The sequence below is a fragment of the Pseudomonas sp. TWP3-1 genome, from assembly GCF_049896625.1.
GTDB lineage: Bacteria > Pseudomonadota > Gammaproteobacteria > Pseudomonadales > Pseudomonadaceae > Aquipseudomonas.
In genome coordinates, this window is the sequence record NZ_JAFCUQ010000004.1 from 338,286 (window position 1) to 360,541 (window position 22,256).

Consider the following 22,256-nt stretch of genomic DNA (forward strand, 5'->3'; position numbering starts at 1 on the left):
CAGGCGGCGGATGGACTACCGTGCTGGGATTGCTGCGTCTTCACACAGGCAAGTGTCTTGAGTGGCGGTTACCAGAATCCGTTTGAATGCGCAGGATCCCGCTGCCAGACTGGCGTATGACGAGGCGCAATCATACGTGCCACCCGATCCGTGGAAAAGGTACAGATCGGGCTTTTTCAGCCGCTGAGGTGTGATGATGGAAAAGTTGCAGAAAACCCTGGAAGAATGGAAAGCCATGCTCGATCCGGAGCAGTACAACGTCTGCCGTCTGAGTGCGACCGAGCGACCGTTTTCCGGCAAATACAACGACACCAAGACCGACGGCGTCTACCACTGCATCTGCTGCAATGAGCCGCTGTTCGATTCGAAGACCAAGTTTGATTCGGGCTGCGGCTGGCCGAGCTTCTACGCGCCGATCGGCGACAATGCGATGAGCGAAATCCGTGATACCACCCACGGCATGATCCGCACCGAAGTGAAGTGCGCGCGCTGCGATGCGCATCTGGGTCACGTATTCCCCGACGGCCCGGCGCCGACTGGCCTGCGCTACTGCATTAACTCGGTATGCCTGGATCTGGTGCCGCGCGAATAGGGTGTCCGGGCGATCCACGGGTCGCCTTTCGGATAATTAAATTGCACACAATTCAATTGCTCGCTACTTTTAGCGCTTCTCAACTATTTCGAGTGCGCACCATGAGCGATAACCTGCTGAGCATCCCGTGCACCACCATCAAGGGTGAGCAGAAGACCCTCGCCGATTTCGCCGGCAAGGCGGTGCTGGTGGTCAACACCGCGAGCAAGTGCGGGTTTACCCCGCAATACAAAGGTCTTGAAGAGTTGTGGCAGACCTACAAGGACCAAGGGCTGGTGGTCCTGGGCTTTCCGTGCAATCAGTTCGGCAAGCAGGAGCCGGGCAATGAGGGCGCGATCAGCGAGTTCTGCGAGATCAACTACGGCGTGAGCTTTCCGCTGTTCAAGAAGATCGACGTCAATGGCTCCGACGCGCATCCGCTGTTCGTGCAGTTGAAGAAACGCGCACCCGGTCTGCTCGGCTCACAGGGCATCAAGTGGAACTTCACCAAGTTCCTCATCGGCAAGGACGGCAAGTTGGTCAAGCGGTTCGCCCCGACCACCAAGCCGCAGGATCTGAGCAGCGAGATCGAAGCCCTGCTCAAATGAGCAAGCTGTCGGTTGATTCGCTGCAGCTCGATAACCAGCTGTGTTTCAAGCTGTATGCCGCATCGCGCGCGGTGATCCGCGCCTACAAGCCGATGCTCGATCAGCTCGGCCTGACCTACCCGCAATACCTGGCAATGCTGGTGTTGTGGGAATGGCAGGTCGCGGCGCCGGAGCAACCGACGGTGAAGGCGCTGGGCGAACGTCTGGCACTGGACTCCGGAACGCTGACGCCGCTGCTCAAGCGCCTGGAGCAGTTGCAACTGGTGCAGCGCCAGCGTTCGGCGCGGGATGAGCGCGAGGTGCATCTGAGCCTCACGCCCGATGGTCAGGCATTGCGTGAGCAAGTCGGGCCGATCAAGGCCCGTTTGCTGTGTGACAGCGGGGTCGATCTGGATCAGCTCAACGATTTGCGCAACGGCCTCGATCACCTGTTGGGGCAGATCAAAGCGCTGGCGTAGCGGGAATCCACTGATCCAGCAGCGCGGCCAGTTCTTCGCGGCGAAACGGCTTGGCCAGGTAGTCGCTCATGCCCGCCTGGCGGCAGCGTTCGCGTTCTTCGGACATCGCATTAGCGGTCAGGGCGACAATCGGCAAGGCTGGCCAGCGGCCGCTCTGGCGGATCTGCCGGCTCGCCTCGTAGCCATCCATCACCGGCATGTTGCAGTCCATCAGCACCAGATCGAATTCGTCATGTTCCAGCTGATCCAGCGCTTCAGCGCCGTGCGCGGCCACCACCACCTCACAACCGAGTTTGCCGAGCATGCCTTTGGCCACCAACTGGTTGACCGGATTGTCTTCGACCAATAGCACGCGCCCGCGTCGTCGCGATGGCGGCGCTATCAGGCGCGTGTCGTCGATCGTGGCGATGTCCGGTTGCAGGGTGCGGCGCAGATTCTGATACAGCGCATTGCGCGCCAGCGGCCGTGCCTGCTGCTGCAACGGCGCCAGTGCAGCGGCCTCTTCGCTGGGCAGAAAGCTGCCGTAGGCCGTCACCAGCAGAATCGGCGCAGTCAGCGTCGGGCGCAGGCCGAACAGGCATTCCGGGCAATCGGTGATCAGCACATCCGGCGCCAGGCCCAGTAGCGAGTCATCAATCGTGCGTTGTTCATAACTCAGCCCCCAGACCGGCAGCTGGGTTTTCAACATTTCTGCCAGACCGCTGCTGGTGCCTGTGATAGCGAGGATTTTGCCGTTCAATGGCGGGGGCGTTACCGCGCGGGTGTGGCAGGGCAGCGGCAGCTCAGCGCAGAACTGACTGCCGAACCCGGCCTCGGAGCTGATGGTCAGGCGCCCCTGCATCGCTTCGCACAGGTTGTAGGTCAGCGCCAGACCCAACCCGGTGCCGCCGTACTGACGAGTGATGCCGGCGCCGGCCTGGGTGAATGGCTGGAAGATCTTCACCTGCGCGTCCTGCGCAATACCGATGCCGGTATCGCAGACCTCAATGCGCACGCCGTCCTTGCAGGTCGACAAGCGCACGTCGACCCGGCCGAAGCGGGTGAATTTCAGCGCGTTGGACAGCAGGTTGCTGACGATCTGCCGCACCCGCGTGGGGTCGCCGAGTACCAGCGCCGGAAAATGCGGATCGATCAGGCAAGTCAGCTCGACGCTAGGAGCGGCGTTCTGCGACAGCAGGTTGGCGGTGTCTTCGATCAGCGAACCGAGGTCGAACGGGATGTGCTCAAGCTCCAGTTGCCCGGCGTCGAATTTCGACAGGTCGAGAATATCGTTGAGCAACTCCACCAGGACCTTGCCCGAGTCGTGGGCAATCGACAGTTGCTGTTGCTGTTCGGCGTTGAGCGGGCCGTCGAGCGACAGCGCAATCATTCCCAGCAAGCCATTCAGCGGCGTGCGGATTTCATGGCTCATGTTGGCGAGAAATGCCGAGCGCGCTTCGGCCATGTCCAGCGCAGTGCTGCGCGCGACTTCCAGTTCCTGATTGGATTGGCTGAGCCGGGCGTTGATCGCTTTGAGTTCAGCGGTGCGCGCCGAGACGATGTCTTCCAGTCGCGCGAGGTATTCGGTCAGGCGATTTTCGGCGTTGCGCCGTTGCTGGATTTCCGTGGCGATGTTTTCAAACTGTTGATTGGCGACTTTGACCAGTACGCCGATTTCGTCATTGGCGTGCCCGGCCGGGCATTCCAGTGTGGTCGGTTCGGCGCTGCGCGGATCGCGACTGCTGAGTTCGCGGATCACCCGTACGAACGGTTTGGTCAGCATCACGTAGAACAACGCCAGCAGTATCCCGGTGAGGATCAGGCTGCGGGCGAAGCCGTTGAGCAGAGTGATCTCGGCCCGGCGCAGGAAGCGGCTGCCAAACGCGTAAGTGTCGACTTCAAGGCTGAGGATGCCGAGGGATTCGTTGGGTAAGTGATCGAGGTACAGGCGGTCCTCGAACTGGCGTTTGGCACCAAACAGAAAGTCGCTGATCATCCGGTAACCGCTTTGCAGCTCCGGGCGTTTGACGCTGGCCAGCACCGTCTGGTTGTTGTCGGTCAACTGCGCGGAGATGATTGCGGGCGAGCGCAGCAGGCCCAGTGTCAGCTCTTGCGCCAGTTCAGCGTCGATGTTGTAGGCGATGCGCGATGCCGGGTTATGGCTGATTTCCAGCAACGAGAGGATTTCCCGGTTGATGGAGGCGTCTTCGCTGGCATAATCGATACCGATTTGCAGCAGGCTGAGCAGCGTGCCCAGAATGAACCCGACCAGCACGGTAAGCCGGGCCTGTTTGTATGACAGCCGGTGGGTGAATTTGATATCCATGGGGTGTTGAACCACTTCCGTTTCCCTTCGCTGCTCAAGCATAGTCGATCACGTACGGATAACGGGGTTCCCGAATCGCCTTGTAACAAGGGTCGGGCCGGTGTCGAACGCTGTACATCATCGCCGCATCGCCATCATCACTGTGAACGAGCCCGAGGAGAAGACGTGGATTCCCGATTGAATGCTTTTCTTGAGCGCGCCGAGTCGGTTCTGGCACGTATCGAACCGTTGTTGCCGGCAACACGCCCGGTCATCGACTGGAACACCTGCCTCGCCGCCCGCTGGCAGCGTGACGGCCGCACGGGCTATTTGCTGCCGCTGGACGTCAGCCTCGACATGCGGCTGTCCGACCTGATCGGCGTGGATCGGCAGCTGGAGCAACTGGGGCGCAACACCCGGCAGTTCCTCGATGGCATGCCGGCCAACCACGCTTTGCTCTGGGGTTCGCGCGGCACCGGAAAATCCTCGCTGGTGCGCGCGCTGCTGGCTGAACACGCCAGCGCCGGCCTGCGTTTGATCGAGATCGAGCGCGACCACCTGGCAGACTTGCCGCGCGTGGTCGAGCAGATCGGCAAGCTGCCGCAACGTTTCGTGTTGTTTTGCGACGACTTGTCGTTCGAGTCTGGCGAAGGCGATTACCGCGTACTCAAAAGCGTGCTCGATGGCTCGCTGGAACAGGCGCCGGACAATGTGCTGCTGTACGCCACCTCCAACCGTCGCCATCTGGTGCCGGAGAAAGAAAGCGACAACGAAAACTGGAAGCGCGTCGACGGCGAACTGCATCCGAGTGAAGCGGTGGAAGACAAGATCGCGCTGTCGGATCGCTTCGGCCTGTGGCTGTCGTTTTATCCGTTTACCCAAGAACATTTCCTCAACGTCGTTGAACACTGGATCGGCCAGTTGGCGGCCAAGGCCAATCTGAGCTGGCAGCGCGACGAAGCGCTGGACATCCTCGCCGTGCGCTGGGCCACTGGCCGCGGCAATCGCAACGGACGCTGCGCGTACCAATTCGCCCGATATTGGGTGGGACTGAAATTGCTGGAGCACAAGGCATGATTGATTTGCAACAGAGCGGCCAGGGCCTGGAAGGTTATGGCATGTTGGCCGCGCAACTGGAGTCGCTGCTGGCGGACGAGCGCGATTTTATCGCCAACGCGGCGCAGTTTTCAGCGTTCCTGTTTAACCAGCTCGATGATCTGAACTGGGCCGGGTTCTACCTCAACCGCAACGAAGAGCTGGTGCTCGGCCCGTTTCAGGGCCAGATCGCTTGCGTGCGCATTCCGTTCGGTCGGGGTGTATGCGGCGCAGCGGCCGCGAGTTTGCAGACGCAGCGAGTGGAAGACGTTCACGCGTTCCCCGGCCATATCGCGTGCGACAGTGCGTCGAACAGTGAATTGGTCGTGCCGTTGGTCAAGGATGGTCGCCTGATCGGCGTGCTTGATCTCGATAGTCCGAAAATTGCCCGATTCGGTGCTGCTGATCAGGCCGGTATCGAGCAACTGGCGGCGATCTTTCTGCGTCTGACCGACTGCTGATCAAGGCTTGATCCCGGCCTTGAGCAACACGGCGTCGGGGTCGACTGCATCGATCTGCTTTGGATCGAGAAAACGCAGGGCGTATTGCAGGTACACGCCGTCGCTGATGAACAGCCCGAACAGTTCGGCATCGATATGCGCCTCGCGGCACATGGTGGCCATGATTCCCAGCGCCTCGCTGAGAGTCTTGGCCTTCTTGTAGGGGCGGTCGGCGGCGGTCAGCGCTTCGAAGATGTCGGCAATCGCCATCATCCGCGCCGGCAGGCTCATCTCTTCGCGCTTGAGACGTTTCGGATAACCGCTGCCGTCCATTTTTTCATGGTGACCGCCGGCGATCTCCGCGACGCTGTCCAGGTGGCCGGGGAAGGGCAGGTGGCTGAGCATCAGGATCGTCTGCACCATGTGATGGTTGATGATGTAACGCTCCTCGCGCGTCAGCGTGCCGCGGGTAATGCTCAGGTTGTACAGCTCGCCGCGGTTGTATTTATAACGCGGCACGTCGAGTTTGAAACCCCACGGATTGTCCGCCGGAATCAGTTCGCTGTCGGCGCGTTCGAGCAGATGTTCGGGCTTGTCCGCCAACAACGATTCGCTGACCGGCAAGATCGGTGGCGGTGTTTGCGCCTGACGCCGGTTCTCTTCCCAGGACACGCCCAGGCGGTCGTCCAGCGTGCGGCTCCAGGTGCGCTGAGCGATTTGTGCGAGGCGTTGCAGATCGGCTTCCGCCATGGCTTCGCTGCCCAGATTGCAGCGCGCGACGAAGGCGAAGTCATCGTCCAGACCGGCGAGAAGTTCGTCGCGTAATTTGGCCAGCTGCGTTTCATCGCCGCCAAGGGCCAATGCCTGCCAGTAACTGATCCAGGCATCGCGTTTAAGCACTTCGAAGCGGGTGCGGATTTCATGGATACGATCGTTGATGGTTTCCAGTTTGGTGGCTTTATCCACCACGTATTCCGGTGTGGTGACCTTGCCGCAGTCGTGCAGCCACGCAGCGATGTGCAGGGCTTCCCACTCATCCTCGCTGGGTTGGTAGTCACGAAATTGGGTTTTCTGACTGGCAGCGGCGGCATGCGCGAGCATCAGCGTCAGTTCCGGTACGCGCTGACAGTGCCCGCCGGTATAAGGACTTTTGGCGTCGATCGCCCCGGCCAACAATTGAATGAACGCATCCAGCAGTTGTTTCTGTCTGGCTTGCAGGCGCTGGCTTTCGATACTCACCGCCGCCGCGCCGGACACCGCTTGCAGGAAGGCGATGCGGTCAGGACGCAGCTTCTCCAGATCGGCCTGAGCGCCGCTGTCATTGATCAACAGAATCAGCAGGCCAACGGTTTCATTGTGGCGATTGCGTAGACGGATGCCGATCAGGTGCACACGCGGCGCAGCCATGGCCAGCAGGACTTTTTGCAAATCGGCGGCCTGTTCGAAGCCGAGGTTGCTCACCACATTGTCGGCGTTCGTCAGTTGCTCAAACCATGCCGGACTCTGCGCGGCGTCGAGACTCTGGCCTTGGATATCGAACGACGCCAGCGCTTGCGAAGTCCCGTCGATCACCAATCCGGAAGGCTCCATGCGATTGCCGTCGCTCTCGCGCAGGTAGATCAGGCCGGCCTGGGCCTGAGCAATCTGCACCGTTTCGAACAGCACCCGTTGCAGCAGCGGGGCGAAGCGGGTTTCGGCGGTCAGGCTGTCGGTGATGCGGAAGAAGCTCGAGAGTGTCTCCTTCATGCGCGCCATCGACACGCTCAACTGATCGACCTCCAGCACCGGGGAGCGGCGGGTCACGGGAAAATTGAAATCGAAACTGCGGATCGCATCGGCTTCCTTGACCAGTGCGTGCAGTGGTTTGACCAGAATGCGCGAAATCAGCCAACCGAGTGGCAGGCACAGGAGCAAGGTCGCGAGGGTGATCAGCGCGCCTTGCCAGCGCATGCGGTAAGCGTCGACCAGCAATTCGTCTTCGGGCACCAGCAACGCCATCTGCAGACCTTGCGGCCCGCCTTCCTGCAGGCTGCTGCGGGCGACGATCCATTGCCGACCCTCGGCTTCCAGGCGGTTGCCGGTATGTTCACCAGTCAGCAGTGCATGCAGGCTCGGACTCAGGTCGGCAGCTTTGGCCAGGCGCGCAGTGCGATCATCGACGATCAGTCGGCTGCTATCGGGGTAGGCCACGGCGTTGCCGTCGGCATCGAACAGGACGATCTCCGTCGCTGGCGTCACCACGTGTTTGGTCAGGGTTGCGGAAAGGGTATCAAGGGTCAGATCGGCGCCGATGACGGCATGGTCGCCACTGCGGCGGGCGAGGGTGGTGCCGACGTTGTGCGTGGAAAAAAACACGTAGGGTTCGGTGGTGATCTGCTCGGTTTGTTGCCGCGCGTTGCTGTACCAGGCGCGACTGCGCGGATCATAGGCGTCGTCAGGATTGTCCTGGCGGCCCAGCGGCACCAGCAGTTGATCAAAGAACAAGGATTGAGAACGCGATTCGCCGGTGGCGTCATGCTCGATGCTCCACACCTGATACGCCGCGGTTTCTGGCGCCTTGAGCAAGGTTTTCAGTGCTGCGCTGCGCAAGGGCCGCACCATGAAAAAATCACCGTTGGCATAACCGAGGTAGAGCGACGCCAGATCCGGGTTGTCGGTGAGTGAGCGGGCAAAGGGTTTGAGCAACGCCAGCCGTTGTTCGAGACCGGACGCCTCGGTGGCCGGGTTATCCGCCAGCAGGCTCAGCAGATGGCGGATTGGTGCGTAAGTGGTCTGCAAGTCAACGCGCACATCCTGCTCGATGCGGTTGAACAGCTTTTCGCTGCTCGACAGGATGATCTGCGTGGTCTGCCGGTAATTGAACAGCCCGAGCACGATTCCGGTGAGCAGCAGCAGAAAGGTGAACATGACGCTGATGTGTACGTGCAGAGGAAACCGGCGTTGATCCGGGCGCAGTGGGCTGGGCATTGCGGTCGCTCCGTGATGTTAAACACACTGCTCAGCGCCCAAGCATAGTTAACCCGGGCTCATTTCGCTTTGCTCACTCAGCACAAGTTGTTGTTCGAGTGCCCGCTCGAGTTCGAGGATAGCCAGGCTGCTTGCTTTGCAGCGCCGTTCGATTTCTTCCAGCGGCATTGCTTGCAGGCAGGCTTCTTCGAGTGCATCGCAACTGTCGATCAGGCGCGTCGCCTGAGCAATGCGCGCGGCGCCCTTGATTTTGTGGGCAATCGCCGCAAGCGCCTGACGATCATGCTCGGCGGACAGTGCCAGCAGGTCTTGCCGATCGATCCGGCTGCTGTTGAGCAACTCGGCCAGCAAGCGCCGCGCCTGGAGTGGGTTGCCGCCCGTCAGCAGGTTGAGGCCCTGCACATTGAATGCCGGGGTCTGAAACAGCGGCTGGATGCTGTTGACCCACTCGCTCAGGACACTCAGGCTCAGCGGCTTGAACAGGCAATCGTTCATGCCGGCCTGCTTGCAACGCACAATCTCCTCGGGTTGAGCGTTGGCGGTAAAGCCCAGCACGGTGCACGGCGGGCGTCGAGTGTGCTGTTCATGTCGGCGAATCGCGCGGGTCAGCTCGTAGCCGTTCATGACCGGCATGTTGCAGTCTGCGATGACCAGGTCGAACGAGCCGTTCTTCCATTTTTCCAGCCCGCTGCCGCCTTCTTCGGCGATGCAGAAGTGATGCCCGAGAAACTCCAGTTGCTGGCACATCAACAGGCGATTGGCCGGATGATCGTCGACCACGAGCACGCTCAGGGGCGCAGCGGCAGGCTGGATTTCAGGTTGGCTGGTTGCTGATTTGACCTCGGCGGGCAGAATGTTCAGGGGCAGGGAAACGCTTACTTGCGTGCCGATTCCGGGCTGACTGCTCAGCTGCAGTTTGCCGCCCATCATTTCGCACAGGTTGCGGCTGATGACCAGGCCAAGGCCCGCGCCGCCTCCGGTTTTCAGTCCGGGATTGTGCGCCTGGGTAAAAGGCTGGAACAGTTGGCGCTGGTCTTCGGCGCTGATACCAACGCCGCTGTCCTGGACGGTCAACTGCACCAGAGAGCAACTCGGGGAATCACTGGCCAGAAGATCCAGCGTGACCCGCACATGCCCGCTTTCGGTGAACTTGATGGCATTGCTGATCAGGTTCGACAGTACCTGCTTGAAGCGCAACGGGTCGAGGCAGACGTCAACGTTCAACTCCGCCGGCGAGACGCTCAGAAGCAGGGTGAGCCTTTTTTGTCGGGCCAGACCTTCGAAAATTCTGATCACCGAGCCAATGGTGTCGATCAGATTGATCCGCTCCGGGCTCAGGCTCAGGCGCCCGGATTCGATCCGCGCAATATCCAGAATATCGCCGATCAGGCCCAGCAGGTCTTTGGCCGAGTGGTAGGCGGTTTCAATGCTGGAGCGGTCCGGATGCTCCTGATCCATACGCTTGAGTGTCAGCTCAAGCATGCCGATCACGGCATTCATCGGGGTGCGGATTTCATGACTCATGGTGGCCAGGAAGGTACTTTTGGCCCGATTGGCATCGTCCGCGCGCTCTTTCGCGCTACGTAGCTCGTCCAGTAGTTCGCGGCGTTCACTGATATCGATCCAGCCACCGATGATCCCTTGCACTTCGCCGCTGGAGTCGCGATACGGCAGGATCCAGTGATAGATCGTCAGCCGGCGATTGCCGATATGCAGTGGCCGGTCGAGCACCAGCGCCTTGCCTTCGGCCACCACCCGCTGATAGTCCGCCTGATAAACCCTGGCTTCGAAAGCGTTGTTCATTGCGCCCTGCATCACGCTTTTGCCGATCACGTCTTCGCGGCGGGCATTGAACGCCTGGAGATAGCTGTCGTTGCAACTTTGCAGCAAACCCTGGCGGTCACGCACGTAGATCGGGTGCGGCGTGCCATTGACCAGCGAACCCATGAACTCCAGCTGGTCGTTCAGCGCCCGCTCGGCGGCCTTGCGCTGATTGATCTGGCGGCGCATGTAGGCATTCCACAGCAGTGACAGCAGCAACAGCAGACAGCCCGTGCCGATCACTTGATAAAACAGGCGCTGGTAATGGCGCCAGGTGCCTTGCGAAAGGCTCGAATAACCGCGCCAGCGACCGTTGATGATGCCCAGCTCTTCAGGCGTGATGCTCATCAAAGTCTTGTCGATGATCGAAGCCAGCTCGGTGCTGTCCTTGGCGGTCGCCAGCGAGAAAGCCGCTTGGCGCGTGCCTATGGTGGTGGTGATCTGCAAAGGATGTTCAAAGATCCGTGAGCCGATGAAATAGTTGGCAATGACCAACGAATTGACCGCGCCTTCGACCTGGCCTTCGTCAAGCATTGCCACTGCGCTGAAGGTGTCAGGTGTTTCGATCAACTGAATCCGCGGAAACTCGCGGCGCAGGTACGCGATCATCGGGTTGCCCTGGGCAATCGCCAGCCGCTTGCGTTTGAGCTGTCCCAGATGGGTTGGACTGTCGGCCGATTTGCGGGTCAACAGCACGTAGGAATTCTCGAGGTAGGGACGACTGAAATTCAGGGTTTCCTCACGCTGATCGGTTGGCAGCAAGGCTGCAATCAAATCTGCCTGATGACTTTCAACCTGTTTGATCATTTCTGCATCGCTGCGGCTGCGACGGATTTCGAAGCGCAGCCCAGTGCGCAGGCGGATCAATTCGAGCAAGTCAGCGCTGATGCCGCGGAAGTTGTCCTCGCTGTCGAAGAACGTCAGCGGCGCGAACGCCTCGTTGACCACTACGCTGGCCACCGGGTTCTTTTTCAGCCATTGCTCTTCGCGTGTGGTCAGTTGCAGTTTTTGATCGGTGAGCAATATGTCGCTGCCGGCGCTCCAGCGCTTGGCGATGTTTTCCCGTTCGTTGCCCGACACAGCCTTGAGCGCTGCGTTGATGACGCCCAGCAGTTGCACGTTGCTGCGCAGCACTGCGAAGCTGAACCCATGGGCCTCGTGCTTGCCGAAGTTGGCCATCCGCACGTTGTTCAGGTAACCCTTGTTGATCATGTAGTGAGTGGAAATGGTATCGCCGAGGAACACGTCGGCCTGATCGAAGGCGACCGCATTGATCGCGTTCTGATAGGACGGCCAGGAGGTGATCAGGGCTTTGGGGTATAAAGTCCTGACCTCGTTCAGCGGGAGATAGTGATAAACCATGCTCAGGCGCAAGCCGGCCAACCCCTCCGACAGGGCGCGGGTTTCGCCTTCCCGGGTCACCAGTACTGGCTGGTCGATGGCGTAGGGTCGCGACAGGACGATATTCGCGTTACTGGCCTCGAAGCCGTTGGCGGTACCGAGCATGTCGATATTGCCATCGATCAATGCACGAATTGCAGCATCGCGCGAGGCAAAGCGTTTGACCTTGATGGGTAGCCCCGTCGCCTGGCCAACGAGGCCGGCATAGTCCGCGGTATAACCTTCATAATCGTTGCCACCGGCGGTCATGTCGAACGGTGGGTAGTCTGGAGCTGACGTGCCCAGAATCAACTCGTTGCGCGTGCGCAGCCATTCCTGTTGCGAGGGGTCAAGCAAGAGCGGTATTGATCCCTTCATTGAGCGACTGAGCAAAGTGAGCTCTTGCGCACTATTGGGCGTGGCGGTCGCAAAAGTGCTGAAACAAAAACCAGCGCCAAGTGCAATCAGGAAATTCTTTAAACCGCGGGGCATGTTGGCTCTCACACAAGTGCGTTACGTTTGGCCATTTCGATAAGTTCTACCAGGGACCTGGCCTTGAGCTTCTGCATCAGACGTTTTTTATAAGTGCTTACGGTCTTGTTGCTCAGAAACATGCCTTTGGCAATTTCCTTGTTGGTACGTCCCTGGGCGAATAGTTGCAAGACCATGAGTTCGCGGTCATTGACGGATTTGAATAGTTCCAGTTCTGCATAACGCACATCATCATTGCGAACAGGGTTCAAGGCTTGACTCGGGAAGTAGTTATAACCGGACAGTACGGCTTTTATCGCGCTGACCAGTTCACTCAAGTCTTCCTGTTTGCACACATAACCCGACGCCCCGGATTGCATGCAGCGAATACCGAACAAGGTCGGGCACTGCGCGGTGAGTACCAGAGTCTTGAATGGCGAGCTCATGGCGTTGAAGCGGGCGAGGACTTCCAGGCCGTCCAGCTTGGGAATGCTGATATCGAGAATGATCAGGTCGGGCAAGCATTCGCGAACCATCTGCATGGCATCGACCCCGTTATCGGTTTCTCCGACGACTTTATAACCTTCATGTTCCAGTAACATTCGAACCGCGAGGCGAATGACCGGGTGATCGTCGACAATAAAAACGGAGTTCATAATCAAATCCCATACGAGCGCAAATAAAGGGCGCACCTTAGCTCAGATGGACGAGTGGTCGCATGGACTGACAGGCCTTCAGCGGCAATCTAGGATTAATCCTACAAGTAATGAGGAATGTGACTACGCGCGAACTAGGTATGACGTAGGTAGAGAAGTGGCTTCGGCAGTTGTGATATTTCGATGGGGGCTGCGTGTATTGCTGAAAGTCTGTTTGTTTAATCTCAAATAACAGCTGGAGACTAATCTTCAGTTGTTATTTGAGGTTTTATTATGCTTGGGCCGGTCAATCACTGGCGGCCCGGGCAGTGTTTCAATGGCTGGAGCGTCCAGTCATCTCCAGCGCCATATCACTGGCGTAGCTGTCGGTCATGCCCGCGATGAAATCGATCATGCGCAAGAACGAAGCGTGTAACGGACCTTGCGGGTCTGGCGCATTGTTGCCGAGCAGGTCGAGGATCCTGCGACTCTTGAACGAAGGCGTTCGCCCATTGTGTTGTTCCAGGGCCGCGCCACAGAACGCATTGAGCAAGATTTCCAGCGTGGTGTAGGCGCCGATCTCATGCAGAGTCTTGCGTTTGTCCTGGAAGATTTTCCGGCGGGCGATGTCCTTGGCGTTCAACACGCAACGTTTGGCCGGGCCATGCATATGCTCAACCAGGTCGCCGGACAAGGTACCCGCGAGCAAGGCGTCCTGCTGCTCGACGAATGCCCGGGCGGCGGCGTTGGTCAGGTGTTCGATGGCCTTGCCACGCAGGATCGCCAGTTTGCGCCGGCGCGAATCCTCCGGCCCGAGCAGGCGATAGGTTTCCGGCAGATCGTCGCCGACCAGGCCGAGCAGCAAGGCTTCGACTTCGGAATACTCGAGCAGCTCCATTTCGACGCCGTCTTCCAGATCGATCAGCGCATAGCAGATGTCATCCGCCGCTTCCATCAGGTACACCAACGGATGGCGCGCCCAACGCTGGTCTTCGATCTGCGGCAGGCCGAGCTTGTGGGCGATCTGTTCGAGCAACGGCAACTCGCTCTGATAGCAACCGAACTTGTGTTTCTTGTAGCCGAGGGCGTCGGCGTGGCGCGCAGTCCACGGGTACTTGAGGTAAGTGCCGAGAGTCGCGTAGGTCAGCCTGGTGCCACCGTCGAACTGGTGATACTCGAGCTGGGTGAGCACGCGAAAGCCTTGGGCGTTGCCTTCGAAATTGAGAAAGTCGCCGCGTTCGGCCTCGCTCATCGCATCGAGCCAGCCGCGTCCGGCCGCTTGCTGAAACCAGTGACGAATCGCATCTTCGCCGGAGTGGCCGAATGGCGGGTTGCCGATGTCGTGCGCCAGGCAGGCCGATTGCACGACCATGCCCAGGTCGCTCGGGTCACACCAGTCGGGCAGGGCGCTGCGCAAGGTTTCGCCGACACGCATGCCCAGCGAGCGGCCGACACAGCTGACTTCCAGCGAATGGGTCAGGCGTGTGTGGATGTGGTCGTTGCTCGACACCGGATGCACTTGGGTCTTGCGCCCCAGACGGCGAAAGGCGCCGGAGAAAATGATCCGGTCATGGTCTTTGTGGAAGGGGCTGCGGCCGAGTTCTTGCGGGCTGTGCAGCGGTTTTCCGAGGCGTTCGCGGTTGAGCAGGGTCTGCCAATCCAAGGCTGATTCTCTCCGTCAGGTGACTGATGCCGTAGCTTCCCGGTTCGCGCTGGCATCCGCAAGCGCAACTAAAGACCCGCAGCGTCGATGTCGATCAGCAGCAGGCGTTCGCCGTTGTCGAAAAACTGTCCGGCAGTCAGGCAGTACTGGTTGCTGGTGGCGTCGCGGTAGGTGTTGGACAGCGTCAGTCGACGCTCTTCCCAGCCCTCTGCCAGCAGATGATAGAAGTACGGTCGCCACGACCAGTTGTGGCCCAGATAACGGTTGTCGGCGATCCAGCCGCTCGCGCGCCATTCCAGATTCGGCGTCAGTTGCGTGCCATGCCGATCGCACTGGTAGAAACGCAACAGCCACGGAAAGGCGTCCAATTGCGGCAGGGCGCTGAGTGGCGCGCGCGCTTGAGCCCAGGTTTGCAGAATGCTCATCAGCTCGCCGAGTTGGCGGCGCATGCTCATCAATTGACCGCGTTCGGCCAGTTTCTGTTTTACATAGCGCTGACGCAGTTCGGCGAAGCGCGGGACGAATGCGTCGGTGGAGAAAAACGCTTCCTCCGCCCGTGCAAACAGAAAGCCTTGCACGTAGCGCGATCCGCATTCGAGTGCGAAATTCAGCTGCGCTTCGGTTTCCACGCCTTCGGCAATAATCCAGCAGCCGGTTTTCTCGGCCATTTGCGCCAGTGCCTTGACCACATCGCTGCTCGGCCCGCCGAGGGCTGCCGCTTGAAACAGACGCATGTCGAGCTTGAGGATGTCCGGTTGCAAGGCCAGCACGCGGTCCAGTTGCGAATACCCGGCGCCGAAATCGTCGATGGCAATCCGCGCCCCGGCATCGCGGTAGCGCTTGACCACCTCGACCAGACGCTGGCTGTTGCCGCCCAACTCAGTGATTTCGAAGACGATGCGCTGCGGATCGACGCCGTGTCGGGCGATTTGTTTGAGGCTCGGCAAATCCTGATCGGCGCGCAGGCGGCTGATCCAGCGCGGCGATATGTTCAGGCTGAGAAACCAGTCGGGCGGCGCTTCATGCAGGCGACTCAAGGCGTTGTCACGAATCTGTCGGTCGAGGCGTCGCAATGCAATTGCCGGAGTGTGCGGGACGGCGAACAGCGGGCCGACCGAGGTCAGTTGACCATCGGCCTGACGCAGCCGCCCCAGTGCTTCAACGCCGGCAATGCGTCCGGTAGCGGTGTCGATGAAAGGTTGAAAGCAGGCGAGCGGTTGCCCGTCGATCACGGGGCCTCCTTAGTCATTCTTGTTCTGGATGTTCCAGTCGGCCGGATAGGCGCGCGGGATTGAACCTCCGGATAAGAGATTCAATCCCGCAGCCTTTGCAAGAATGCAGCCAGATGCGCGGCGTCAGCGTTTGCCCGAGCTCTGCATGACCAGTTTGATCAGCGGCCCGAGGCTGGTGCCCAGGCGAACCAATCGGGTCAGACCACCGACACCGCCGCTTTTCGCGCCTTTGCCGGTGATGAAACCGAGCAGTGTGACAGCGGCTACGCCCCAGAGCGGCGCGTGCTTGATGCCGAAACCACCTTGCAGGTTTTGCGTCATGCCGCGCATGCGCTGCAAGGGTTGCAGCACTTGCGCAGTTTCATGACGAATTTCCTGGCGATGCATCTCCATGCGCAGACGGATCAACGCCTTGCGCATTTCCCGGCGTGAGCCATTGTGTGGAAGTTCAGGCAGGCTCATGGCAGCAGGCGCTCCCGGTCGTTGGCCAGCTCTTCCAAAGTACCGTGGAAAGGCGAGGACTCATCGAAGATCGCCGCCTTGAGGCGCAATCCACAGAAAATTGCCGCCAGGGTGTAGAACACGCACAGCCCGATGATCGCGGCCAGACGATAGGTGTCCCAGAACACGATCAACACCAGAGTCGACAAACCTACCAGCAGTAGCAAGCCAAACACTAAAGCCAGGCCTGCGAACAACAGCAGGCTGACGGTGCGGGCTTTCTGCTCCTGCAATTCGATGCCGAACAATTCCACATGACTGTGCAGCAAGCCGAGGACGGCGGCGCCCAGACGCCGCGTGGAGGAACTGGTGCCCGCTGCAAACGGGCCGGATTCGCCGATCGACATAATCAGCGCCGAGTGGCCAATAGGCCGATCAGAAAGCCCACGCCAGCGGCGATGCCCACCGATTGCCAAGGATTGGCCGACACGTAGTCCTCGGTGGCGGTAACCGCGGCCTGACCGCGATCGCGCAAGGTGTCCTCGGTCAACTTCAGCGTTTCGCGCGCGCGCAGCAGGCTGTCGTGGATCTGATCGCGCAACTCGTCGGCCTGATCGCCGGCGATAGCTGCCGTGTGTTCAAGCAGACGTTCGGTGTCGCTGACCAGAGTCTGGAAGTCGTTCATCAGGATTTCTTGAGCAGTCTTTGCCTTGATGCTGGCCATGGGTGATCTCCGTAATTGGCTGTTCATAGCTTCGGTAAAAAGCCGCGTTCTGAAGCGTTCGAGTATGAGCCATGCGTGAAGGTTCATTACAAGTCGCAGGTACAATTTTTGCTGTGTCGTGGTGCGTTGACCGACTGCCATGCGCTGTTGCCGGGCGTGCAGCCGGACAAATTCCGGTCTGGATAATAGCGGCGGCTTCGCGGTTTCCGGTGCTGATCTGTCGCTGCGCACGATCGGCGCGGTAAGGCAGGATTAACTTTCTTCATCCTCAGCCCCCGGGTAAAAGCCGTGTAGCAAGCGATAGCGGTCAATGCGCACCTGATCGACTTTCTCCTGCACTTGATGCGCGGGCAACCCGAGCAGGATCAAGGCGTGAGACGCGAGCATCAGGCTCGATTCCAGCAGCTCCGGCACCACTTCAGTGGCGCCGGCAGCTTTGAGTTCCGCCCACTGACCGTCATCGCGGGTGCGTACCAGAATCGGCACGCGCGGATTGAGTTGCCGCGCTTCCTTGAGCACGCGCAAGGCGATATCGCTCTGATCTACGGCAATCACCAAAAGCCTTGCGCGTAGCAGGCCGACAGCTGTCAGCAGCTCGCCGCGCGTGGAGTCGCCGTAGTGCACGTCGCTTTCGGCAGCCGCGGCTTCCTGCACGCGCACCGGATCACTGTCCAGGGCAATGAAAGGTTGGCCGGCGTTGCGCATGAAGCGGCCGATGGATTGGCCGACACGGCCATAGCCACAGATGACCACGTGCTGATTGAGCCCGGCATTGAGTGCGCTGATCTGTTCGATCTGCGCTTCCTGATTCGGTTTGCGGTGCAGTGCGCCGGCAACGCGCGGGGCGGCACGCAACAGTAACGGCGTCAGCAGCATCGAACAGAAGGTTGCGGCGAGGAGCAGGGGGCCGAGATCGTCGGGCAACAAGCGGTTCTGTTGCATCTGCGCCATCAAGGCGAAACAGAATTCGCCGCCTTGAGCCAGTGCCAGACCGCTGCGCCAGGCGGTTTCACTGTCGCTGCCGCGCCACTTCACCAGCAACGCCACTACAGTGCCCTTGATCAACAGCAGGCCGAGGGTCAGGCCGACGATCAACAGGCTGTGGCTGACGAACAAATGCACGTCGATCAGCATGCCGATGCTGACGAAAAACAGCCCGAGCAGGATGTCGCGAAACGGTCGGATATCGGCCTCGATCTGATGCCGATAATGGCTTTCCCCCAATAACATACCGGCAAGGAATGCGCCGAGAGCCGGGGACAGGCCGAGCAGGTGCGTCAGCCATGCGGTCAGCAACACAATCACCAGTGCCAGCAGCACGAACAGCTCCGCCGACTTCGACGCCGCCACTTCCTGAAACAAACGCGGCAACAGCCAGCGACTGGCCAGCAGCAGGCCGAGAAACAACACCACGGTTTTCCCCAGCGTCAGCGGCAACGCCCAATACCAGGCTTGCTCACTGCTGCCGGCGAACACTGGCACCAGCGTCAGCAGCAGAACCGCCACTACATCCTGAAACAGCAGAACACCGACGGCATTCTGGCCGTGGCTGCTGAATATCTCGCCCAGACTGCCCAGTTCCTTGGTCACAATGGCGGTGGATGACAGCGACAGGCCTGCCCCGAGCAGCAGCGCAGGGGTGAGCGGCATGCCCAGCAGCATCAACACGCCACCGAGCAGGATCGCGCTGATCAACACCTGCTGGCTGCCCAGACGAAACACCACCTTGCGCAGGGCAATCATTTTCGACAGCGAAAATTCCAGCCCAAGGGAAAACAGCAGAAACACCACCCCCAGCTCAGCCAGATCCGGCAGGTGTTCACTTTCGTTGATCCAGTTGAACGCGGTCGGCCCGACCATCAGGCCCACGCACAGGTAACCGAGCACCGGCGGCAGGCGCAGGCGGCGGAACAGGGCAATCATCACCAGGGATGACGCAAGAATGATCAACAGGTTGGCAAACACAAAACACTCCGCAGGCAGGGTCAAGCATTTCAAGCGTAGAAGTAAAAAACACCGGAGCATGCTGCAAATCAGAATTCGCCTGACTGATTTGCGTCAGGATTTTGCGCAGGGCGGGATCGAGCCACATAGGCGGGTCGACGGACTTTCGACGCAGGCTTAGAATGGGCACTCGAATTTTTGGACGAGCAATCATGCCTCCTGAATGCCAATTGTTCGGCACCTTGGGGTGTCATCTGTGTGAAGTCGCCGAGGCCGAGCTGATGCCTTTTGTCGAGCATGGCCTGCTGGTTGAACTGGTGGATATTGCCGAAGACGAAAGCTGGTTCGAGGCTTACAGCCTGCGGATTCCGGTATTGCGTCGGGTCGATACCGGTGCGGAACTGGGTTGGCCGTTCAGTGCCGATGAGGTCGTGGCGTTTCTCAGTTAAGCGCTCCTTGCCCCTGATCGCTTAATACTCCGCTGATCGCAATCGGTCGCCCCTTGGTTGGCACTCTCGGGTTTATTCGGTTACTGTATGTGCATACAGTAATTGGATTGGCCTGCTCGGATCGTTGCTTTTTTGCGGCAGGCAGGCGAACCGGAAGTCAGAGGGCAGCACCGTGGTCAATGTCGAACAGTTGAAGAGCAGCGTGAACCGGATGTCGGCAGAGGTGGTGCGCGAGGCCGTCATTGAATTACGCCTGGACGGCTTGGTCACGGAGGGCAAGACGCCGTTCAACAAATTGCACTTCAACACCTGTTTCGCCGAAATCGAGGCGCTGTTCCAGCGTGCCGGCTACCACAAGCAGCTGGATGTGGTTGGCTATCAGGGGTTGTTGTACGCCTTGTACGATCCGCAGCGTTGGGAAGCCGTCGATGTGTTGCGCTGGCTCAAGGAATTCACCGAAGCCGCAGCGCTCAAATCGATTCCGGCCTGAATCACGCAGAGGAATCGGCGCTAGGTTCGTTTCGCGGCGTGTTGGATAATGCCTGTCTGCATTGAGGGTTCGAATTTCGTATGTCCAGTTCAACATTTTCCGCGGCACACAATCAGGCCAGCACGCTGTATCTGCCACCGGGTCCCTGGCTTACGGTGCTTGATTGTCTGTGCGAACATTTTCGTGCTATCAGCCGCGAGCAGTGGCTGGACAGAATTGCCCGCGGCCGGGTGCTGAACGCCGAAGGGCAACCTATAGCGCTGGACTTGCCATACAAGGAAGGCCTGCGCATTCACTACTTCCGCGAAGTGCCGGATGAAAAACCGATTCCGGTGCTCGAGTCGATTCTCTACGCCGATGAGCATCTGGTGGTGGCGGACAAACCGCATTTCCTGCCGGTGACCCCGGCGGGTGAATACGTCGAGCAGACCCTGCTACGCAGGCTGATCCGGCGTTTGGATAATCCGCATCTGGTGCCTTTGCACAGGATTGACCGGCACACGGCGGGGTTGGTGATTTTCTCGGCCAATCCGCAGACGCGCTCGGCATATCAGTCGTTGTTTCCGACGCGGCAGATCGAAAAACGCTATGAGGCGATTGCCGCTGCGCTGCCCGAACTGAACTTCCCGTTGGTGCACAAGAGCCGTCTGGTCGATGGCGAACCGTTTTTCCGCATGCAGGAAGGGCCGGGTGTCAGCAACACTGAAACGGCAGTGGAAGTGCGGGAAATGAATGGCGATCTGTGGCGTTACGGGCTGTATCCGGTGACCGGCAAGAAGCATCAGTTACGCGTGCACATGACTGCGCTGGGTGCGAGTATCTGCAACGATCCGTTTTATCCGCAGGTCTTGAAAGACATCGAGGATGATTACGCCAATCCGCTCAAGTTGCTGGCGCAAGGGTTACGATTTGTTGATCCGGTGACGAAGCAGCAACGTGAATTCGCGAGTGAAATCACCTTGCACTGGTGATCACGTTTTTCTTTCGCCCATGAAAAAGCCCGCAAGAATGCGGGCTTTTCTGTATCAAATGCGAACCTGAGAGCTTACAGCTCTTTAACGGTGCGGACCTGATCCTTGTTGATGCGAGTCTGCTTGCCGTCCAGCTGTTCGAACTCGTAGAAGCCCGAATCTTCGTCGTACTTAGGCGCGTCGACAGCCTGGATTTCGCGACCGTCATTCAAGGTGATCACTGTTGGCGAAGCGCAACCGGCGAGGGAAGCGAGGCCCAGTGCGAGCATGAAAGTGGCGAGAGTCCGTTGAGTCATGAGTGTGTCTCCGAAGGGATAATTCTTTTGGTTACTGAGCTTGAGACGTATCCGAAGCGTGCAAGTTCCTTGCATGGTGTCAGTCTGACACAGACTTGTGCGCACTTAACAGTTCGGGGGTATTGAGGTTGGCCAGTCGCGGGTCGTGGTCCGGGCATTCCAGCGCGCTGGCGCCGAGGCTGCGCATGATCCGCCCGGGGCTGCGCTCGCCGGCGTTCCAGGCCTCTTCAAATACCGGCAACAGCGCCTTCGGTATTACGCAAAGCAGAGGTTCCCAATGCGCGTCATGGCGCAACATTAAAGGTTTTTCACGATGCTGATTGGCGGTTTCGCGCATGTCGCGCAACAGCGGCTCATCAATGCTCGGTACATCGCACGGCAGAACCAGCAGGTGGCTGTGACGTGCAGCTTTGAGTCCCGCAAGAATCCCGGCCAACGGGCCGGGAAAGTCAGCCTCTCCATCCGCTACCAACTGGTCAGCGAACGGCGCATACAGTTCACGATTGCGGTTGCAGGAGATGATCAGATCGTCCGTGAGCGGACGCACCTTGCGCTGCAGATGTGCAATCAGCGGTTCACCCTGCCACTCGATCAGGCCCTTGTCCTGGCCACCCATGCGCTGGCCGCGTCCGCCTGCCAGGAGCAAGATGGAGCAGGGCGGCAATGGCGGATTCGAGGTCATGGCAACTCTCCCGGGGCGGCGAAAAAATGCAGCGCTGTGATATAACACCGGGCTGTTTTTCCTACAACTGGACGAGCCTATGAAAGCCAAGGCTGATGTACCTTTCGTACCGCTGAATATCGCGGTGCTGACAGTCAGCGACACCCGCACCCTGGAAACCGACACCTCGGGCCAGGTCTTTGTCGACCGCCTCAGCGCTGCCGGCCACAACCTGGCCGAGCGGGTTTTGCTCAAGGATGATCTGTATAAAATTCGCGCCCAGGTTGCCAACTGGATTGCCGACGATGTGGTGCAGGTGGTGTTGATCACCGGCGGCACCGGCTTTACCGGCCGAGATAGCACCCCGGAAGCGGTTGCCTGTTTGCTCGACAAACAGGTTGATGGTTTCGGCGAATTGTTCCGCCAGATTTCAGTGGCCGATATCGGCACCTCAACCGTGCAGTCCCGTGCGTTGGCCGGGTTGGCCAATGGCACGCTGGTCTGCTGCCTGCCGGGCTCGACGAACGCGGTCCGCACCGGGTGGGACGGCATTCTCGCCGAGCAACTGGATTCGCGGCATCGCCCGTGCAATTTCGTGCCTCATCTGAAACAGGCGGCGCCTTGTGAATCCCGCGGATAAGCCGGGCAAAACCGG

Annotated in this window: 21 protein-coding genes; 9 read left to right on the top strand and 12 right to left on the bottom strand. The window is 59.5% G+C overall.

Annotated features, from left to right (window positions below; genetic code table 11):
* The first annotated feature begins 196 nt into the window (after positions 1-196).
* The 3 genes from msrB to ACP7BN_RS08665 all read left to right on the top strand — a co-directional run bounded on the left by msrB (position 197) and on the right by ACP7BN_RS08665 (position 1,637).
* Positions 197-592 carry a peptide-methionine (R)-S-oxide reductase MsrB gene (gene msrB, locus ACP7BN_RS08655; RefSeq protein ID WP_426203222.1) on the top strand — a complete coding sequence of 132 codons (396 nt, stop codon included), beginning with the start codon at positions 197-199 and terminating at the stop codon, positions 590-592.
* Positions 593-693: 101 nt separating this feature from the next.
* Positions 694-1,179, top strand: coding sequence for a glutathione peroxidase (locus ACP7BN_RS08660; RefSeq protein WP_426203225.1), 486 nt, complete (start codon positions 694-696; stop codon positions 1,177-1,179).
* Positions 1,176-1,637, top strand: coding sequence for a MarR family winged helix-turn-helix transcriptional regulator (locus tag ACP7BN_RS08665; protein WP_426203228.1), 462 nt, complete (start codon positions 1,176-1,178; stop codon positions 1,635-1,637). Before ACP7BN_RS08660 ends, ACP7BN_RS08665 begins: the two co-directional genes overlap by 4 nt.
* Here the strand turns inward: ACP7BN_RS08665 and ACP7BN_RS08670 are convergent.
* Positions 1,621-3,942 carry a response regulator gene (locus ACP7BN_RS08670; protein ID WP_426203230.1) on the bottom strand — a complete coding sequence of 774 codons (2,322 nt, stop codon included), beginning with the start codon at positions 3,940-3,942 and terminating at the stop codon, positions 1,621-1,623. The two genes, ACP7BN_RS08665 and ACP7BN_RS08670, sit on opposite strands and share 17 nt — an antisense overlap.
* Positions 3,943-4,107: 165 nt before the next feature.
* Between ACP7BN_RS08670 and ACP7BN_RS08675 the strand changes: the two genes are divergently transcribed.
* Both ACP7BN_RS08675 and ACP7BN_RS08680 read left to right on the top strand, forming a co-directional pair.
* Positions 4,108-4,998 (top strand): ATP-binding protein, encoded by an 891-nt coding sequence (locus ACP7BN_RS08675; protein ID WP_420646669.1) that lies wholly within the window; start codon positions 4,108-4,110, stop codon positions 4,996-4,998.
* Entirely contained in the window at positions 4,995-5,477 is a 483-nt protein-coding gene (locus ACP7BN_RS08680; RefSeq protein WP_420646670.1) for a GAF domain-containing protein, read from the top strand. The genes ACP7BN_RS08675 and ACP7BN_RS08680 overlap by 4 nt, the downstream gene beginning before the upstream one ends.
* Here ACP7BN_RS08680 and ACP7BN_RS08685 read toward each other — a convergent pair whose 3' ends face one another.
* From ACP7BN_RS08685 to ACP7BN_RS08725, 9 genes are all read right to left on the bottom strand, one after another.
* The gene (locus ACP7BN_RS08685; RefSeq protein WP_426203235.1) at positions 5,478-8,423 is read right to left on the bottom strand and encodes an HD domain-containing phosphohydrolase; all 2,946 of its coding nucleotides are present in this window, start codon (positions 8,421-8,423) and stop codon (positions 5,478-5,480) included.
* Between the two features lie 48 nt (positions 8,424-8,471).
* Positions 8,472-12,116: a transporter substrate-binding domain-containing protein gene (locus ACP7BN_RS08690; protein ID WP_426203237.1), complete on the bottom strand. Its 3,645-nt coding sequence runs from the start codon at positions 12,114-12,116 to the stop codon at positions 8,472-8,474.
* Positions 12,117-12,124: 8 nt separating this feature from the next.
* Complete coding sequence (locus ACP7BN_RS08695) at positions 12,125-12,751, bottom strand: response regulator (protein ID WP_426203239.1); 627 nt, start codon at positions 12,749-12,751, stop codon at positions 12,125-12,127.
* 313 nt (positions 12,752-13,064) lie between these two features.
* Complete coding sequence (locus ACP7BN_RS08700) at positions 13,065-14,393, bottom strand: deoxyguanosinetriphosphate triphosphohydrolase (protein ID WP_420651173.1); 1,329 nt, start codon at positions 14,391-14,393, stop codon at positions 13,065-13,067.
* Between the two features lie 68 nt (positions 14,394-14,461).
* A complete protein-coding gene (locus ACP7BN_RS08705) occupies positions 14,462-15,625 on the bottom strand; it encodes an EAL domain-containing protein (RefSeq protein WP_420650494.1) in 1,164 nt (387 codons plus the stop codon).
* A gap of 123 nt (positions 15,626-15,748) precedes the next feature.
* A complete protein-coding gene (locus ACP7BN_RS08710; protein WP_420651172.1) occupies positions 15,749-16,087 on the bottom strand; it encodes a hypothetical protein in 339 nt (112 codons plus the stop codon).
* A complete protein-coding gene (locus tag ACP7BN_RS08715; protein ID WP_420650496.1) occupies positions 16,084-16,473 on the bottom strand; it encodes a phage holin family protein in 390 nt (129 codons plus the stop codon). Before ACP7BN_RS08715 ends, ACP7BN_RS08710 begins: the two co-directional genes overlap by 4 nt.
* A gap of 2 nt (positions 16,474-16,475) precedes the next feature.
* A complete protein-coding gene (locus tag ACP7BN_RS08720) occupies positions 16,476-16,790 on the bottom strand; it encodes a DUF883 family protein (protein ID WP_420650497.1) in 315 nt (104 codons plus the stop codon).
* Positions 16,791-17,042: 252 nt separating this feature from the next.
* The gene (locus ACP7BN_RS08725) at positions 17,043-18,755 is read right to left on the bottom strand and encodes a cation:proton antiporter (protein ID WP_426203245.1); all 1,713 of its coding nucleotides are present in this window, start codon (positions 18,753-18,755) and stop codon (positions 17,043-17,045) included.
* 191 nt (positions 18,756-18,946) lie between these two features.
* Between ACP7BN_RS08725 and ACP7BN_RS08730 the strand changes: the two genes are divergently transcribed.
* The 3 genes from ACP7BN_RS08730 (at position 18,947) to ACP7BN_RS08740 (ending at position 20,644) form a co-directional block, all read left to right on the top strand.
* Positions 18,947-19,183 (top strand): glutaredoxin family protein, encoded by a 237-nt coding sequence (locus tag ACP7BN_RS08730; RefSeq protein WP_420650499.1) that lies wholly within the window; start codon positions 18,947-18,949, stop codon positions 19,181-19,183.
* A 172-nt stretch (positions 19,184-19,355) separates the two neighbouring features.
* A complete protein-coding gene (locus ACP7BN_RS08735) occupies positions 19,356-19,673 on the top strand; it encodes a transcriptional regulator (protein ID WP_426203248.1) in 318 nt (105 codons plus the stop codon).
* Between the two features lie 80 nt (positions 19,674-19,753).
* Complete coding sequence (locus tag ACP7BN_RS08740; protein ID WP_426203249.1) at positions 19,754-20,644, top strand: pseudouridine synthase; 891 nt, start codon at positions 19,754-19,756, stop codon at positions 20,642-20,644.
* Positions 20,645-20,718: 74 nt separating this feature from the next.
* Here ACP7BN_RS08740 and ACP7BN_RS08745 read toward each other — a convergent pair whose 3' ends face one another.
* A complete protein-coding gene (locus ACP7BN_RS08745; RefSeq protein WP_420650502.1) occupies positions 20,719-20,940 on the bottom strand; it encodes a YgdI/YgdR family lipoprotein in 222 nt (73 codons plus the stop codon).
* Positions 20,941-21,019: 79 nt separating this feature from the next.
* The gene (mobA, locus tag ACP7BN_RS08750; RefSeq protein ID WP_426203251.1) at positions 21,020-21,622 is read right to left on the bottom strand and encodes a molybdenum cofactor guanylyltransferase MobA; all 603 of its coding nucleotides are present in this window, start codon (positions 21,620-21,622) and stop codon (positions 21,020-21,022) included.
* Positions 21,623-21,701: 79 nt separating this feature from the next.
* Between mobA and moaB the strand changes: the two genes are divergently transcribed.
* Positions 21,702-22,241, top strand: a complete 540-nt coding sequence (gene moaB / locus ACP7BN_RS08755; RefSeq protein ID WP_420650504.1) for a molybdenum cofactor biosynthesis protein B — start codon at positions 21,702-21,704, stop codon at positions 22,239-22,241.
* The last annotated feature ends 15 nt before the right edge of the window (positions 22,242-22,256 follow it).